Here is a 14,180-nt window from a genome sequence, read left to right as displayed (position 1 = left end):
CTATTGGTATTGAAATCCACCCTATGATGCGCGGACAGGCTGTCAAACGGCTGTCCAATTTCCTAGGGAAAACCCGAGCATCACCCCCACCCTATAGCCCATGCACCTGCTGCTGATTGAAGACGACCTGGCCCTGCGCACGGCCCTGCAGCGCAGCTTGGTGCGCGCATCCATGCGCGTGGATGTGTGTGGTGATGGAGCCCAGGCGCTGCAAGCCTGGACCGCACTACAGCCCGATGTGGTGCTGCTGGACCTGAGCCTGCCCGGCAAGGACGGGCTGGACATCCTGCAGCAGGCGCGCAAGGCCGGCCTGCATACACCGGTGCTGATACTGACGGCGCGGGGCACGGTAGGCGACCGCATTCTGGGGCTTAACGCCGGCGCCGACGACTACCTGCCCAAGCCCTTTGACCTGGACGAGCTGGAGGCCCGTGTGCGCGCCCTGCACCGCCGCCGCGCCGGGCCCGCCGTGCGCGATGAGCCTGAGAACCTCAGCGCCGTCGGCGCCCTGCGCTACGACCGCGACAGTGGCGCCGTCTACCACCACAGCCAGGTGCTGGACCTGACCCCGCGCGAACTGGCGTTGCTGGGTGCATTGCTTGCCAGGCCCGGCCATGCCGTGGCCAAGGAGCGCTTGTTTGAAATCGTCTTCCCCGGTGAGGCCCAGGTTCAGTACGAGGCCATTGAAGTTGTCGTCTACCGGCTGCGCAAGAAGCTGGTGGGCACCGGCGCCACGCTGATGACGCTGCGGGGCCTGGGTTATCTGCTCAAGGCCAGCGCCTGACATGGTCAACCAGCCAGCAGAGCACCGCGTCCCGCTGTCGTTGCGCCGCCATCTGCTGGTGGGCATTCTGCTGCCCATCGTGCTGTTCGTCGTCGTTGACACCTTCAGCCTGTACCGCCAGGCGCTGAGCGCCGTGAATGTGGCCTATGACCGCACGCTGCTGGCATCGGCCAAGGCCATTGGCGAGCAGCTCGAAGTGGATGGCGTGGGCGACCAGGCCACGATACGGGCGCAAATCCCCTACCTGGCCTTGGAGGCTTTTGAGGCCGACAACCGCAGCCGCATGAACTACCGCGTCTCCGACAGCCGGGGCCAATGGATAGACGGTGCCAAAGACCTGCCGCTGTGGACCGGCACGTTGCCCAACCAGGGGCCGTATGCGGCCCTGGTCGATTTTTACGACGACAGCTTCCGCGGCGATGCGGTACGGGTGGCCGTGCTGCTGCAACCCGTGGCCAGCACCCGCGGCCACGCCATGGCCACGGTGCAGGTGGCCGAGACCCTGGAGCTGCGCCACACGCTGGCACGGCAGATTCTGCTGGACACGCTCTTGCGCCAGCTACTGCTGATCACCGTCATTACCTCAGTGGTATTTGTCGTCGTGCACCGCGTGACCCGCCCGGTGCGCCGCCTGAGCGAAAACCTGCGCCAGCGGGCGGAGGACGATCTGACGCCCATCGAGGCCTCCGACATACCCCGCGAGATCCAGCCGCTGACCGATGCCACCAACCAGGTGATGCAGCGCCTGCAGCACGTGCTGGACCACCAGAAGCGCTTTGTGCGCGACGCAGCCCACCAATTGCGCACGCCGCTGGCCGTACTCAAGGTACAAGTGCAATCGGCCCTGCGCGGCGACGTGGCGGCACCCTTGGCGCTCCAAGAGATTCAGGTCACCGTGGACCGCGCCACGGCGCTGGCCAACCAAATGCTGTCGCTGGCCAAGGTGGAGCAGGTGCGGCAGATGCAGGATTTTGCGCACATCGACTGGGCCGAGGTCGTGCGGGCCGTGGCACTGGATGTGTCGCCGCTGATCGCCGAGAAGGACATCGATTTCGAACTCACCACCCTGCCCTGTACCGTACACGCCCACGACTGGATGCTGCGCGAGCTGACCCGCAACCTGCTGCACAATGCCGCGCGCCACACCCCTGCGGGTGGGCAACTGTCGGTGCGCATAGCGCCTGTGGGCGACAACGCGCAGTTGGTCGTGGCCGACACCGGCACGGGTATCAGCGAAGACATGCGCCAGCGTCTGTTCCAACCCTTTGCTACTGGCGACGCCAAGTCCGGCACCGGGTTGGGGCTGACCATCGCGCGGGAGATTGTCCAGGCCCTGGGCGGGGCCATCCAGTTGAACAACCGAGTGCAGGGCGAAGGCGTTGTAGGCTTGGACGCCTGTATCACGCTCCCGATCAGTAAACCATCTCCCTAATGGACAAGACCCGAATCGACAAGTGGCTATGGGCCGCACGCTTTTTCAAGACACGCTCCTTGGCCACGGAGGCCGTCAACCGCGGCCATGTGCAGATCGACCAGCAGAATGTCAAACCCGCCCGCGATGTGCGCGTGGGCGATGTGCTGACCATCTGGCAGGCCAAGGTGCCACGCACAGTCGTGGTCATGGGCATCAGCGACCAACGCGGCCCCGCACCGGTGGCACAGCAGTTGTATGCCGAGACACCGGAAAGCGTGGAGCAAAGGGCCAAGGCGGCCGAACAACACCGACTAAGCCCCGAGCCTGCCTTGGCCATGGCGCATGGCCGCCCCACCAAACGGGACCGCAGAGATCTGGAGAAGACATGGGGTGACCGTTGGAGTGCGTCGGTGGACGACGCTTAGCCCTGATCCGACGCACCGTGTTGCGGCAAGGCCGTGTTGATTTATTAACAGCAGGTAATAGAACGGAATGGCGCCGTCTCGTGCCGGGGATTAGTCCATTTGGACTATTGCGGTGCAGCAACTGCCAATTCACAATGAAATCAATCCTGCAACCTCAACCACGACTGTCATCCTATGAAAATCAAATCGCTCGTAGCCGCCGCAGTGACTGCTGTTGTGCTGGCATCCAATGCCCACGCATCCTTCGTCACCTACACCGACCGCGCTGCCTGGGAAGCTGCTGTCAGTGGTTCGTTCTCGGAAGAAAACTTCAATTCCACCAGTACCACGGGCTTCACCATTGAGCAAGTCGGTAGCGGCCACACCACCGCAGGTATCGCTGGTGGCGTATTCCACGACCGCGTCGTCCTGGATGACAGCTACACCAACTACCACTTCGGCTCGCTGATCAACGCTTTCGGCGCCAATTGGGATTTGACCCCCGGCGGCGCTGGCCAAGGCCTGCAATTGTTCGCAGACGGTGCATTGATCACCCCCCAGATCGCCAACACCTACACCGGTGGCTTCTTCGGTTTGGTCTCCACCACCGCCTTCACCCAGGTGTCGGTGCACGCCGGTAGCTTCAGCGGCTCCGCTGAAACCCACGATGTGGACCACCTGGTGTTCCACAACGTGTCCGCCGTACCAGAACCCGAGTCCTATGCGCTGATGCTGGCCGGTCTGGGCCTGATGGGCGCCGTGGCCCGCCGCCGCAAGGCTGCCAACAAGGCCTGATCGCTGCGACGACCTGTTTCCTAGATGGTCTCAAAGGGAGCTTAGGCTCCCTTTTTTTACGCCGATACGCGGGCCAATCCCCACGATTTTTGTCACAAGCATTTGACGGCCCTCCGCATTTACGCTTTAATTCACCATTTGGTTAAATAAATAATATCCCCAACCCGTTGTCCCCATGCCCGACACCTTGAGCACCACCTTTGCCGCCTTGGCGGACCCCACCCGCCGCGCCATACTGGCCCGCTTGGCGCTGGGTGAGGCCTCGGTAGGGGACCTGTCCCAACCCTTTGCGATGAGCGCGCCCGCCGTCACCAAGCACCTCAAGGTCTTGCAGCGCGCCGGCCTGATCAGCCAGGGCCGCCAGGCGCAGTGGCGGCCCTGCAAGCTGCAGGCCCAACCGCTGATGGAGGCCGCCGACTGGGTGGCCCAGTACCGCCAGCACTGGGAAGAGCGCCTGGACCGGCTGGAAGACTATTTGGAAACCCTGCAAGCCAATACCTCAGAACCACCCAAGGAGAACCAACCATGAGCGCCCCCTTCACCATCAGCCGCCTGCTCAAAGCCCCCCGCCAACTGGTGTGGGATGTCTATTCCCAACCCGAGCACTTGGCCCACTGGCTGGGCCCCAAGGGCAGCCGGGTGACGCACAGCCAGATGGACTTCCGCGTGGGCGGTACCTACCACTACGCGATGACGGTCGAAGGCGGCATGGCGCTGTGGGGCAAGTGGCTGCTGCGCGAGATCACACCGCCCGAACGCATCGTGTTAATCCAGCACTTTTCGGACGCCCAAGGCGGCCTCACGCGCAACCCCTGGTCACCCGTGTGGCCGCTGCAAACCCTGTCCACGACCACGCTCACCGAGCAAGGCAGCAACCAGACCCTGCTCCACCTGGAGTGGTCCGCCTACGAAGCCAACGCCGACGAGCAGGCCGCCTTCGATGCCGCCCACGCCAGCATGAACCAGGGCTGGAGTGGCAACTTCGACGTGCTGGACGACTACCTGTCTTTGCTGCAAACACCGTAAACCACTGCGAGGCCTCTCTATGCCATTGACCCTGTATTACCACCCCCTGTCATCCTTCTGCCACAAGGTGCTGGTTGCCCTCTACGAGCACGGCGTTGCCTTCGAGACGCGCCTGATCGACCTGGGTGCCGAGAAGGACCGGGCCGAGCTGGGTGCGCTGTGGCCGTTTTGCAAGTTCCCCGTGCTGCACGACCACACCAACCAGCGCAATGTGCCGGAATCGTCCATCATCATCGAGTACCTGGACCAGGTCGCGGGCGTCCAACACCCCCTGATCCCCAAAGACTTCAACGCCGCGCTGGAGGTCCGCCTGTGGGACCGCGTCTTTGACAATTACGTGCACCGGCCCATGCAAGACATCGTGCTGGACCACATCTTCGGCGCCAAGGGCGACATGGGCCGTACCCGGGCCACCATACAGACCGCCTACGGTCTGCTGGACCAGCACCTGGCCACATCGCCCTGGGCCGCGGGCCAGGCCTTCAGCATGGCCGACTGCGCCGCCGCACCCGCCCTGTTCTACGCCCACATCGTGGAAGCCTTCCCCGAGCAGCATGTGCACCTGCGTGCCTACTTCGACAAGCTGATGGACCGCCCCTCGGTACAGCGCGTGCTGGCCGAGGCCAGACCCTATTTCCACATGTACCCCTTCCAAAGCGCCATACCCGCGCGGTTTCTATAGCCCCGTTCACCCCCACAAGGAGTCTTCCATGGCACGCGTCAGCACCTACCTCAATTTCAACGGCAACACCGAACAGGCATTCATGTTCTACCGCTCGGTCTTTGGTGGTGAATTCATAGGCGGCATACAGCGCTTCAGCAGCATGCCCGCCAGCCCCGACCAGCCGCCACTGCCCGCAGACACGGCCAACATGGTCGTGCATGTGGAATTGGCGCTGCTGGGCGGCCACGTACTGATGGGCACCGATGCGCCCGAGTCCATGGGCTTCGCCGTCAACGCCGGCAACAACGTGCACATCAACCTGGAGCCCGACACCCGCACTGAGGCCGACCGCCTGTTCCGCGCGCTATCCGCCGGCGGCAAGGTTGACATGCCGCTGCAAGACATGTTCTGGGGTGCCTACTTTGGCAGCCTGACCGACAAATTCGGCATCCACTGGATGGTCAACTGCGCCAGCAAGGAGTGATGGCATGAGCGCTGCAGCCAGCAACGAGTTTCTGATCGTCCGCACCATCCACGCGCCGCGTGCGCTGGTGTGGCAGGCCTGGACCGAGCCGCAGTTGCTGGCCCAGTGGTGGGGCCCGCATGCACTGACGCGTTGCGAATGCACGCTGGATGTGCGCGTGGGCGGCACGCACCGCGAGACCATGGTCATGCCCGACGGCACGGCCTATCCCCTGCGCGGCAGCTACCTGGAGGTGCAACCCCAAGAGCGCCTGGTCATGACTGTGGACTGCACCGAGCACCCCGCCGCCTGGCACGACATGGTTCGCCCCCACCGCGCGCCGGGCGACCACAACGCGCCCGGCATCATGGTGCAGACCGTCACGCTGGAAGACCTGGGCGACTCCACCCGCGTCAGCGTCTGCACCCGCTTCGAGCAGATGGCCATCCGCAATGCCATGGTCCAGCTGGGCATGGAGGTGGGCTGGTCCGAGAGCCTGGAGAAGCTGGATACCCTGACTGCCACGCAAGCCGGCTTTGCATCCCGGCGCATGCTGATTCGGCGCACCGTCAAGGCCCCGCGCGAGATGGTCTGGCATGCCATGACCGACCCCCAACAAGTCGTCAAATGGTGGGGGCCTACCGGCTTCAGCACCACGATTGAAGTCATGGACGTGCGCCCCGGCGGCGTGTGGAAGCACACCATGGTCGGGCCAGACGGCGCCCAATACCCCAACAAAAGCACCTTCCGCGACGTCGTGCCCTTCGAGCGCCTGGTGTTCAACCACGGCGGCAGCCGCGTGGGCACCAAGGGCGCCAGCTTTGTCGCCACCTGGACCTTTGACGAGGTCGAAGGCGGCACGCTGGTGACCATACACGGCCTTTTCCCTACCGATGCAGATCGCAACTATGTGGTGGCCGAGTTCGGCGCATTGGAGGGTGGCAAGCAGACGCTGGCCCGTCTGGACGACTACCTGGCGAGCCGGCGCTGATACCAAATATGCTGTCAATGTTCCAAAAAAATACCCAATACAGGTATCTTGGAAGTCATTGCCAATCAAATTGGCACATAGCCCTCGTCGGGTATACACATAGCGCTATACAAAACATAGCATCTATGTATGGCTAGGGTGCCTACAACAGGTCCCGTAGCGCCGCAACCCCGCGCCGAATATCCGCAGGGGCCACGCAAGAGTAGCCCAGTAGCAAGCCCGACGCCCTGGTCTGCAGGGCATGGTCCAAGTAGAACGAAGACAGCGCACGCACCTCAATGCCCTTTGCCGCAGCCCGCTCGGCAAAGGCCTGGTCGTCCACCGTGCGCTGAAAAGCCACCGCCATTTGCAGCCCCGCGTTCGATGGGCCAATGGCGACTTGCTGGCCCAGCTCGTGCTGCAAGGCATCCACCAGCACGCCGCGGCGTTCGTCGTACAGCGCGTGGGTACGCTTGATGTGGCGGTGGAAGTGCCCGCCCGCGATGAAGTCCGCCAGCACCACCTGGGGCATCATCGCGGTGCTGCGGTCCATCGCGGCCTTGCCGCGGCGAAAGGCGTCCACCAAGGCCGGCGGCACCACCAGATAGCCCAGGCGCAGGCCGGGGAACAAGATCTTGGACAGCGTGCCGATGTAGAGCACCGAGCCCGACCGGTCCAGGCTTTGCAGCGAGGCCAACACCGGGCCGGCGTAGCGGTATTCGCTGTCGTAATCGTCCTCCACGATCCAGGCCTTGTGCTGCGCCGCCCAGGCGATCAGCGCCATGCGCCGCTCCAGACCCATGGTCACGCCCAGCGGGTACTGGTGGGAGGGCGTCACATAGGCCAGCCGGGCGCCCGGGTACTGGGCCACGCCCTGCTCCACGCTCAGCCCTTCGCTGTCCACCACCACCGGGCAGGTCACCAGGCCTGCTGAATGGAAGGCGGCAGCGGCACCCCGGTAACCCGGGCTCTCCACCCACACCTTGTCACCCACATTGCCCAGCATCAGGGCCGCCAGGCTCAGGGCCTGCTGCGCACCCGTGGTCACAATGATTTGTTCGGGTGCACAGCGCATGCCGCGTGACACCTGCAAGTGCGTGGCCAGCAGCTCGCGCAGCGGTGCAAAGCCCGAAGGGTCGCCATAGCCCAGGGGCAAACCGGGGCGGCGCCAGCGGCGTGCGTTCAGCCGCGTCCACACATCAAACGGAAACGCGTCCAGCGCCGGCATGCCGGTGCGAAACGCGCGCGGCGCACCCTCTTGTGCAGCCAGGGCCATGCGGGGTTCGACAAAGGCCTTGGCACGCTCCGACAGGCGCGGTGGCTCCGGCGGTGCGGCTGGCTGCGGCTCGCGCTTGCGGGCGCGCTCCACCCGCACTGGCAGACTTTCGCTGACAAAACTGCCCTTGCCCACGGTGCAGGTGAAGTAACCCTCGGCCAGCAGTTGGGCATAGGCATTCACCACGGTTTGCCGAGACACAGCCAGCGTGTTGGCCAGGTTGCGCGAGGGTGGCAACTGCGCGCCGGGCCGAATCTGCCCGCCCAGAATGGCATCTTTGATCGCCGCATAGAGTTGGCGGAACAGCGGCACGTTCGACGCCTTGTCCAAGCGTAATTCCGGCAAGGAGGCAGCTGGCTTCATGGTGGGGACGTTTTATATTGGTATGCCTGAAATTAAGCTAATTGGTACTTTCAACAAACCAATCTTAACTTTAGACTGGAGACCTGTCACAGCCAAACCGCTTCCGTTCCACTTGCAAAACGCACACATACCATGGCACCTTCCCGCCTCGACATTGCCCGCCAGCTCGCCGAAAAACACGGCATGGACCTGCTTGCACCACTGGTGATTGGTGGCAACTACGTATCGGCCACCGAGCACAACGGTGTGGTCTATGTCAGCGGCCAGGTGCCCCGTGTGGTCACTACGGTGACCGCCACGGGGCGCGTGGGAGAGTCCGTCAGCCTGCAGCAGGCCCAGGCCGCAGCCGAGGTGTGCGCGCTGCGCGTACTGGCCATACTGGAGCAGCAATTTGGCTTGGACCGCATTGCCAAGGTCTTGAAGATCAATGTGTTCACACAAAGCGCGGCCGACTTCACGCAACAGAGCGAAGTGGCCGATGCCGCGTCCAACCTATTGGCGGCCGTGCTGGGCAACGAGAGCGGCCCACATGCCCGCACCTCGGTGGGCGTCTTCCAGTTACCCAAAAACGCCGCGGTGGAGCTGGATGCCACCGTGGCTTTGACTCCAATCAACTAAAGCAAGGGATTTTTCACCTATGGCATTCGTAGAACCCATCACCCTGGCCGACCGCGGCATCCACCTGGAACCCTTAGGCCTGCAGCACGAGGCCGGCCTGCAAGCCGCGGCAGCCGATGGTGAACTGTGGAATATCCGCATCACGTCGGTGCCCGAGCCACACAATATGCGCGCCTACATCGAAACCGCACTAACCGGGCGCGAGGCCGGCCACCGCTTTGCCTTCGCCGTGGTAGACGATGCCACGGGCAAGGTGCTGGGTTGCACCAGCTACCACGACATCGTGCCGGCCATCAAACGCGTGGAAATTGGCTGGACCTGGTACGGCAAGAGCAGCCAGCGCACGCATGTGAACACCACGTGCAAGCTGCTACTACTGACCCACGCATTCGAGACCTTGGGCTGCCATGTGGTCGGCTGGCGCACGGACAACTTCAACTTCGCGTCCCAGGCTGCGATTGAGCGGCTGGGTGCCAAGAAGGACGGCGTCATCCGCGGTCACGCTATCCGCCGCGACGGCACGATACGCGACACCGTGATGTACAGCATGCGCAGTGGCGAGTGGCCCGAGGCCAAGGCGCAGTTGCTGTATTTGCGGGACAAAAAACGGGAGCAGTGATTCGTTGCGGCCGAGGCTGAGGCCACTGCGCAGTTGCAGTTCTCTAAAGACTACTTAGCGGCGAGATCGGCCAGATAGCGGTCGGCGATTTTCTTCAGCTCGCCACTGGCTGCCAACTTGCGCAGCGCAGCCTCGACACTGAGGACGACGTCGGGCGGTGTTTTCTTAGAGAAGTAGAAGTACCGGCCCATGGTGCGAACGGGGGTCGGCAGCATGCGAAACTTTCCGGCAAATTTGGTTTGCGCCATCGTGCTGGCGCCTACCGCCTCGCTGGAAAAAACAAATCGTCCCCTGTTGGATTCCAGCTTCATGAGATTGGCCTCGGGATTGGGTGCCGGCACATCCAGCATGAGACCGTCTTGCTCGGACAGCCAAGCGTGTTGACCGGACCCTGCATAGGTCAGCATGACATTGCCCGTCTTCATCTTGCGGATGTCGTCCAGCGTTGCGTCCTTGATAGGATCGTCGGCGCGCACGATCAACACGTCACGCGAGGAATAGATGGGCACGTCCACTACCATCAGTTGCGCTGCCCGCTCCTTGGTGGGCGTGGCGCAGAGAAGCAGGTCATAGGTGCCATCACGGACACCCAACTCAACCCGCTTCAAAGGAACGCCGCCTTGCACCACAAACCGGACATCGGGCGCGATTTTCTCAATTGCCTTGAGCACATCGATGCAGAGGCCTTTGGCTTCACCGCCCGAGACAAAGAACTTCGGTGGCGAAGCATAGATGGGCGTCACGATGTCCGCAGCATGAGCGGACACTGCCACCAACGCCGAGGCCAGTACCGGAAGCAGAGTTCGCATTGCCACCTCTTTCAACAACGTGAATGGTGGCGCGAATGGTATCCCGTTTCGCTCTTCCCTACAGATCGAACTTCACCTCCGCCACATAGCTGCGCTGCGTGTAGGGGTGGAAATTCCAGTACTGGTAGTTGTTGAGGTTGTCGATGCCAAACGACGCGCTCCAGTTCTTGCCCTGCTTGTAGCGCACACGCACATCGGCGGTGAAGAACTCGCTGACGCCCTGGTAGGTATAGCCATTCACATCCGCATTGTTCAGCGTGCGGAACTGGGGGCCGCTGTAGCGCAGGCCCAGGCTGGTGCTCCAGTGGTCGTCCAGCTTGTAGCTCAACAGGGTCGACGCGCGCCATGCGGGGATATTGGGCTGGCGCTTGCCCACTGTGTCACCGGGAGCTACCACAAAGCCGTCGTTGGCCTTGATGGTGGAGTCGGTGTAGGTGATGCTGGCGTTGATATCCAGCCCATGCACCGCCACGTCCTCGCCATTGAAGGACAGCTCCAGCCCCTGGGTCTGGATCCGGTTGACGTTTTGCACACGGCTGATGTTTTTATTCGCCACCGCGTCAAACGTGGTCTGCGAATACAGCGCCTCCTGCGTGTCTTCGGCAAAGTAGGTCAGGCGCAGGCTGGCGTGGCCGTAGTCTTTCTCGGCGCTCAGCTCGGATGTCCACGACTTCTCGGGCTTCAGATTCGGGTCGTTGATGTACTGCGAGTTGGTGGTGCTGGTGGCGCCATACAACTCGGTCACGGTGGGGAAGCGCACCGCGCGGCCCAGCGAGCCCTTCAGTACCAAACCGGGCGCCGCCTGGTAGGACAGGGCCGCCTTGGGCGATGCAAAGCTTTCGTCACGACCCGCGTAACGTGTGTTCGCCGTGTTGCCCACACCAAAGGTCGTGAAACCGTCGGCGGTGGTCCAGTTCTCCAGCCGCACGCCCAGCACGGTCTTCCACTGTGGGGCAAAGGCCCAGCTGTCTTGCACATACAGTGCGCGCGTGGTCGCATTGCCGCCCACGTCGTTGACCAGCGAACCTGGTGCATCGGTGAGCCAATTGCCGGTGATGTTGGACGTGACCGTGCGGAAGGTGTAGCGGTCTTGTTGCAGGCCGAAGTCCACCACGTGGGGCCCCTTCACACCTTCAGGACGCCAGATGCCCTTGAGCGCCAACGCGCTCCAGCCCGTGCCGCCCGCATCGGCGATGGTGCCGGCACCACCGAACTGCGCAGCGGGCAGGAAGTTGTTGGCAGCGTTGCGGCGGTTGGTGTCGCTGCCATAGCCGTACTGGCTGGCGGCCACTTCCCAGTCAAAGACGCCCTGGCTGTGGCTCTTGACCGACAGGCCGTGCATGCTGTGCGTGATGTCTTCGTTGGTCAGCGGAAAGTCAGCGCCCGTCAGCGCGTTCGCACCGGTAAAGGCCAGGCCACCGATGTTGATGGCACCGCTATAAACCGGCTGGCCATTGGCGTCGCGCAGGTAGGTGGTGGGCCGGCCTTCAGAGGTGTTCTTCCACAACCCATAGGTGTAGCTGGCGCGCAGGCTGGGTGTGATGTCGTAGGCGACCTTGACTTTCGCATGGTCCTGCACCGTGGTGTATTCGGTGCCCGTGCCCAGGTTGTACCAGGGCTGGTTGGCATTGTTGGCGTCCAGCACAGCGCCGGTCACGGCCGTGCCAGCATTACCGGCCACGCCCGCGCTCTTGAGCCGAGTGGGAAAGGTCAGCGGCTGGCCGTGGCTGTTGGTGTGGTTCAGGTTGACGAACCAGGACCAGTCCCCTTCCCTGCTCCCCATGGACGCACTGGTCTGCCAGGCCTTGTAGGTCTCGTGCGTGTTGTAGAGGTCAAAGGGCTGTGAGACGTAACCCGCCTTCACATGGGCTTCAAATTCCTTGGGCATGCGCGTCACATAGTCCACCACCGCACCGACCGAGTTACCGGGGTATGCGGCGGAGAACGGACCATACATCACATCAACCCGGGCAATTTCTTCCGGCGTGACCAACCCCCAGCGCGGCGCATAGGTGGCACCATTGCCCAGGTAGTTGCTGAGCAAAATGCCATCGGCATAGACGGCCGAGCGCGCGCTGTTACCCGTGCCGGATGCGCGGCTGGACAACACGGCATGGTTGTAGTCGGCGATGTAGCGCTTGCGCACCAGCAGGCTGGGCAGGTAGCGGATGGCGTCTTCGCTGTCGGTGGCGTTGATAGATTGCTCGATCTGCTCCTTGCTGATGCCCTCGATGGTGGTGGGGATCTGCGTGGGTAGGGACGTGGGCTGCCCACCGCTGGTGCTGATGGTGACCACGCCCAGGCTCTTGGCGGGTTTGTTGGTCTCGTCTTCGTGTGTTGCGTGGGCGCTGGTGTGGGTCAGTAGGGATGTGCAGGCCAATGCAGCGGCCAGCACCGTCAGGGGGTGCTTGTTCATGAACCGATTCCTGGCTTAGTGCTTGTGGTCGGCGTGGCCGGCCGCGCCAGCATCTGCCGGCGCTGTCGTGGACACGGGCACCATGATGGCAAGGTTGCTCACCGCACCCTTGGCGTCTTTGAACACCAGCGTCAGGGGGATGGTGGTGTCTTTCTGCAAGGGCAGCTTCAGGTCCATCAGCATCACGTGGTAGCCGCCGGGTTTGAGTGCCACGGCCTTGCCAGCGGGCAGGTCCAGACCGCTGGACAGGGCGCGCATCTTCATGACGTCGCCGTCCATCTTCATCTCATGGACTTCGGCCACACCGGCCACGGACGAGCTGACGCTTACCAGTTGGGTCTTGTCCTTGGCGGTGAGGGTCATGAAGGCGCCGGTGGCCTTTTGGCCCTGTACGGTGGCGCGGGCCCATGCACCCTTGACGTCAACAACCGTCTGCGCAAAGGCAGCGGTGGACAGCAGAGAAAGGATCAGGGCAGATACCAGGGTTGCAGGGGCGAAACGGTGCAGTGTCTTTGTCGTGGTCATACGGTGACTCCGGAATTCAATGGTTGTGGCCGCCAGTTGCGGCCTGGATGTCTAGCACTTCCAAGAGTGCGGCGGGGCTCTTCAGGCCCTTGGTGGATATGCCGCTGGTGGGCACTTCGGTCCAGGCCATGCTGCCCTGGGTGCAGGTCTGCACGACTTTGAACCACAGCGGGCCGGGCTTGGCCGGCGTAGTGCCGCGCAGCACGAATTCGTCATAAAAGTCGCTGGGCAGTGCATCGGCGGCGGTGTTGGCGGACCAACTGATCTCGACTACGCCTTCGTCGAAGGTCTTGCCGTGGGAGGTATAGGGTTGGGCCAGCTTGCCGCTCACCGTGCGCACGGTCCAACCAGCCTTGGGCATGGGTTGCGCCCCGTTGAAGCCGGCTGGGATGCTGACCGCGATGCCGGTGGTGGCCGCGCCGTCGCAGCCATGGCCGACACGGAAGGTGGCACGGTAGCTGGCGCCGGCCGCAGCCGCGCCATCCTGCAAGACGATGTGAGAAAAAGCGCTGCTAGCTCCCGCGAACATTGCGCAAGCCGCTATGAAATGGATAGCATTTGAATGCTTCATGGAATAAAACCTGTCTCTGAGAAAACGGTGTGGCACTGCCTGCGCCACGCGCAGACTTCGCCGCAAAATCACCGGCCGCCAGGGCCGGTCGTTTCAAACAGATGCAGGGGGGCCGCGCGGCGGTAGCGCAGCGGCGGCGCGCTGTGCCTGGGGCGCGTCCACCTGCTGGGGCAGTGCATAGCCCAGGCCCATGGGGCCGATGGGCGGCACCAGCGCCTGTGGAGGTGGTGCTCCGACGGCCGCGCACAGCGGGCAATCCAGCGTGTTGCGCAGTGCACCGGTGTCATCGTCACCACCATCGGCAACGATCTTGACCGCGCCCGATGCCGAGCACACCAGTTGCACGCTCTGCGGTTTGACCAGCGGCGAGGCGATGGCCACGCCAATCGACAACGCAAACCACACCAGCACGAAGCGGGCAAGGAGGTGGGCGTTGCGCAGGGTTTGCATGGGGTTGGATTAT

General features: G+C 63.2%; 17 protein-coding genes. 11 read left to right on the top strand and 6 right to left on the bottom strand.

Going from position 1 to position 14,180, the window contains the following annotated elements:
• The first annotated feature begins 100 nt into the window (after window positions 1-100).
• From AC07OO_RS19285 to AC07OO_RS19245, 9 genes are all read left to right on the top strand, one after another.
• Window positions 101-784, top strand: a complete 684-nt coding sequence (locus AC07OO_RS19285; RefSeq protein WP_495083759.1) for a response regulator transcription factor — start codon at window positions 101-103, stop codon at window positions 782-784.
• Between the two features lies 1 nt (window position 785).
• Window positions 786-2,216, top strand: coding sequence for a sensor histidine kinase (locus AC07OO_RS19280; protein WP_495083758.1), 1,431 nt, complete (start codon window positions 786-788; stop codon window positions 2,214-2,216).
• Window positions 2,216-2,623 carry an RNA-binding S4 domain-containing protein gene (locus AC07OO_RS19275; protein WP_495083757.1) on the top strand — a complete coding sequence of 136 codons (408 nt, stop codon included), beginning with the start codon at window positions 2,216-2,218 and terminating at the stop codon, window positions 2,621-2,623. The genes AC07OO_RS19280 and AC07OO_RS19275 overlap by 1 nt, the downstream gene beginning before the upstream one ends.
• Before the next feature lie 174 nt (window positions 2,624-2,797).
• A complete protein-coding gene (locus tag AC07OO_RS19270; protein ID WP_495083756.1) occupies window positions 2,798-3,397 on the top strand; it encodes a PEP-CTERM sorting domain-containing protein in 600 nt (199 codons plus the stop codon).
• Between the two features lie 175 nt (window positions 3,398-3,572).
• Entirely contained in the window at window positions 3,573-3,926 is a 354-nt protein-coding gene (locus AC07OO_RS19265) for an ArsR/SmtB family transcription factor (RefSeq protein WP_495083755.1), read from the top strand.
• Entirely contained in the window at window positions 3,923-4,423 is a 501-nt protein-coding gene (locus AC07OO_RS19260) for an SRPBCC family protein (protein WP_495083754.1), read from the top strand. Before AC07OO_RS19265 ends, AC07OO_RS19260 begins: the two co-directional genes overlap by 4 nt.
• A 19-nt stretch (window positions 4,424-4,442) precedes the next feature.
• Complete coding sequence (locus AC07OO_RS19255; RefSeq protein ID WP_495083753.1) at window positions 4,443-5,105, top strand: glutathione S-transferase family protein; 663 nt, start codon at window positions 4,443-4,445, stop codon at window positions 5,103-5,105.
• A 28-nt stretch (window positions 5,106-5,133) separates the two neighbouring features.
• On the top strand, window positions 5,134-5,571 hold the full coding sequence (locus AC07OO_RS19250) for a VOC family protein (protein ID WP_495083752.1): 438 nt from the start codon (window positions 5,134-5,136) through the stop codon (window positions 5,569-5,571).
• 4 nt (window positions 5,572-5,575) lie between these two features.
• Complete coding sequence (locus AC07OO_RS19245) at window positions 5,576-6,541, top strand: SRPBCC domain-containing protein (RefSeq protein ID WP_495083751.1); 966 nt, start codon at window positions 5,576-5,578, stop codon at window positions 6,539-6,541.
• Window positions 6,542-6,683: 142 nt separating this feature from the next.
• On the opposite strand, the gene pdxR is transcribed toward AC07OO_RS19245, so the two are convergent.
• A complete protein-coding gene (pdxR, locus tag AC07OO_RS19240) occupies window positions 6,684-8,159 on the bottom strand; it encodes a MocR-like pyridoxine biosynthesis transcription factor PdxR (RefSeq protein WP_495083750.1) in 1,476 nt (491 codons plus the stop codon).
• Between the two features lie 132 nt (window positions 8,160-8,291).
• Between pdxR and AC07OO_RS19235 the strand changes: the two genes are divergently transcribed.
• The gene (locus tag AC07OO_RS19235; protein WP_495083749.1) at window positions 8,292-8,777 is read left to right on the top strand and encodes a RidA family protein; all 486 of its coding nucleotides are present in this window, start codon (window positions 8,292-8,294) and stop codon (window positions 8,775-8,777) included.
• 19 nt (window positions 8,778-8,796) lie between these two features.
• Complete coding sequence (locus AC07OO_RS19230) at window positions 8,797-9,396, top strand: GNAT family N-acetyltransferase (RefSeq protein WP_495083748.1); 600 nt, start codon at window positions 8,797-8,799, stop codon at window positions 9,394-9,396.
• Between the two features lie 50 nt (window positions 9,397-9,446).
• On the opposite strand, the gene AC07OO_RS19225 is transcribed toward AC07OO_RS19230, so the two are convergent.
• The 5 genes from AC07OO_RS19225 to AC07OO_RS19205 form a co-directional block, all read right to left on the bottom strand.
• Window positions 9,447-10,223: a substrate-binding periplasmic protein gene (locus AC07OO_RS19225; RefSeq protein ID WP_495083747.1), complete on the bottom strand. Its 777-nt coding sequence runs from the start codon at window positions 10,221-10,223 to the stop codon at window positions 9,447-9,449.
• Between the two features lie 40 nt (window positions 10,224-10,263).
• A complete protein-coding gene (locus AC07OO_RS19220) occupies window positions 10,264-12,621 on the bottom strand; it encodes a TonB-dependent receptor (RefSeq protein ID WP_495083746.1) in 2,358 nt (785 codons plus the stop codon).
• Window positions 12,622-12,636: 15 nt separating this feature from the next.
• Window positions 12,637-13,146, bottom strand: a complete 510-nt coding sequence (locus tag AC07OO_RS19215; RefSeq protein ID WP_495083745.1) for a copper chaperone PCu(A)C — start codon at window positions 13,144-13,146, stop codon at window positions 12,637-12,639.
• A gap of 16 nt (window positions 13,147-13,162) precedes the next feature.
• Entirely contained in the window at window positions 13,163-13,675 is a 513-nt protein-coding gene (locus AC07OO_RS19210) for a YcnI family copper-binding membrane protein (protein ID WP_495083744.1), read from the bottom strand.
• A gap of 135 nt (window positions 13,676-13,810) precedes the next feature.
• Window positions 13,811-14,167, bottom strand: a complete 357-nt coding sequence (locus tag AC07OO_RS19205) for a DUF2946 family protein (RefSeq protein WP_495083743.1) — start codon at window positions 14,165-14,167, stop codon at window positions 13,811-13,813.
• Window positions 14,168-14,180 lie beyond the last annotated feature (13 nt).

Source organism: Rhodoferax sp. GW821-FHT07G04, assembly GCF_059418585.1.
Note: the sequence above shows the minus strand (reverse complement) of the source record. Positions and strands in the feature narration are given on the sequence as shown.

What these genes read in the sequence shown, in the direction of transcription:
- AC07OO_RS19270 (WP_495083756.1), top strand. Translation starts at nt 2,798, where the DNA reads ATGAAAATCAAATCGCTCGTAGCCGCCGCAGTGACTGCTGTTGTGCTG.
- AC07OO_RS19235 (WP_495083749.1), top strand. Translation starts at nt 8,292, where the DNA reads ATGGCACCTTCCCGCCTCGACATTGCCCGCCAGCTCGCCGAAAAACAC.
- AC07OO_RS19230 (WP_495083748.1), top strand. Translation starts at nt 8,797, where the DNA reads ATGGCATTCGTAGAACCCATCACCCTGGCCGACCGCGGCATCCACCTG.
- AC07OO_RS19280 (WP_495083758.1), top strand. Translation starts at nt 786, where the DNA reads ATGGTCAACCAGCCAGCAGAGCACCGCGTCCCGCTGTCGTTGCGCCGC.
- AC07OO_RS19285 (WP_495083759.1), top strand. Translation starts at nt 101, where the DNA reads ATGCACCTGCTGCTGATTGAAGACGACCTGGCCCTGCGCACGGCCCTG.
- AC07OO_RS19245 (WP_495083751.1), top strand. Translation starts at nt 5,576, where the DNA reads ATGAGCGCTGCAGCCAGCAACGAGTTTCTGATCGTCCGCACCATCCAC.
- AC07OO_RS19255 (WP_495083753.1), top strand. Translation starts at nt 4,443, where the DNA reads ATGCCATTGACCCTGTATTACCACCCCCTGTCATCCTTCTGCCACAAG.
- AC07OO_RS19265 (WP_495083755.1), top strand. Translation starts at nt 3,573, where the DNA reads ATGCCCGACACCTTGAGCACCACCTTTGCCGCCTTGGCGGACCCCACC.
- AC07OO_RS19220 (WP_495083746.1), bottom strand. Translation starts at nt 12,621, where the DNA reads ATGAACAAGCACCCCCTGACGGTGCTGGCCGCTGCATTGGCCTGCACA.
- AC07OO_RS19260 (WP_495083754.1), top strand. Translation starts at nt 3,923, where the DNA reads ATGAGCGCCCCCTTCACCATCAGCCGCCTGCTCAAAGCCCCCCGCCAA.
- AC07OO_RS19215 (WP_495083745.1), bottom strand. Translation starts at nt 13,146, where the DNA reads ATGACCACGACAAAGACACTGCACCGTTTCGCCCCTGCAACCCTGGTA.
- AC07OO_RS19205 (WP_495083743.1), bottom strand. Translation starts at nt 14,167, where the DNA reads ATGCAAACCCTGCGCAACGCCCACCTCCTTGCCCGCTTCGTGCTGGTG.
- AC07OO_RS19275 (WP_495083757.1), top strand. Translation starts at nt 2,216, where the DNA reads ATGGACAAGACCCGAATCGACAAGTGGCTATGGGCCGCACGCTTTTTC.
- AC07OO_RS19250 (WP_495083752.1), top strand. Translation starts at nt 5,134, where the DNA reads ATGGCACGCGTCAGCACCTACCTCAATTTCAACGGCAACACCGAACAG.
- AC07OO_RS19210 (WP_495083744.1), bottom strand. Translation starts at nt 13,675, where the DNA reads ATGTTCGCGGGAGCTAGCAGCGCTTTTTCTCACATCGTCTTGCAGGAT.
- pdxR (WP_495083750.1), bottom strand. Translation starts at nt 8,159, where the DNA reads ATGAAGCCAGCTGCCTCCTTGCCGGAATTACGCTTGGACAAGGCGTCG.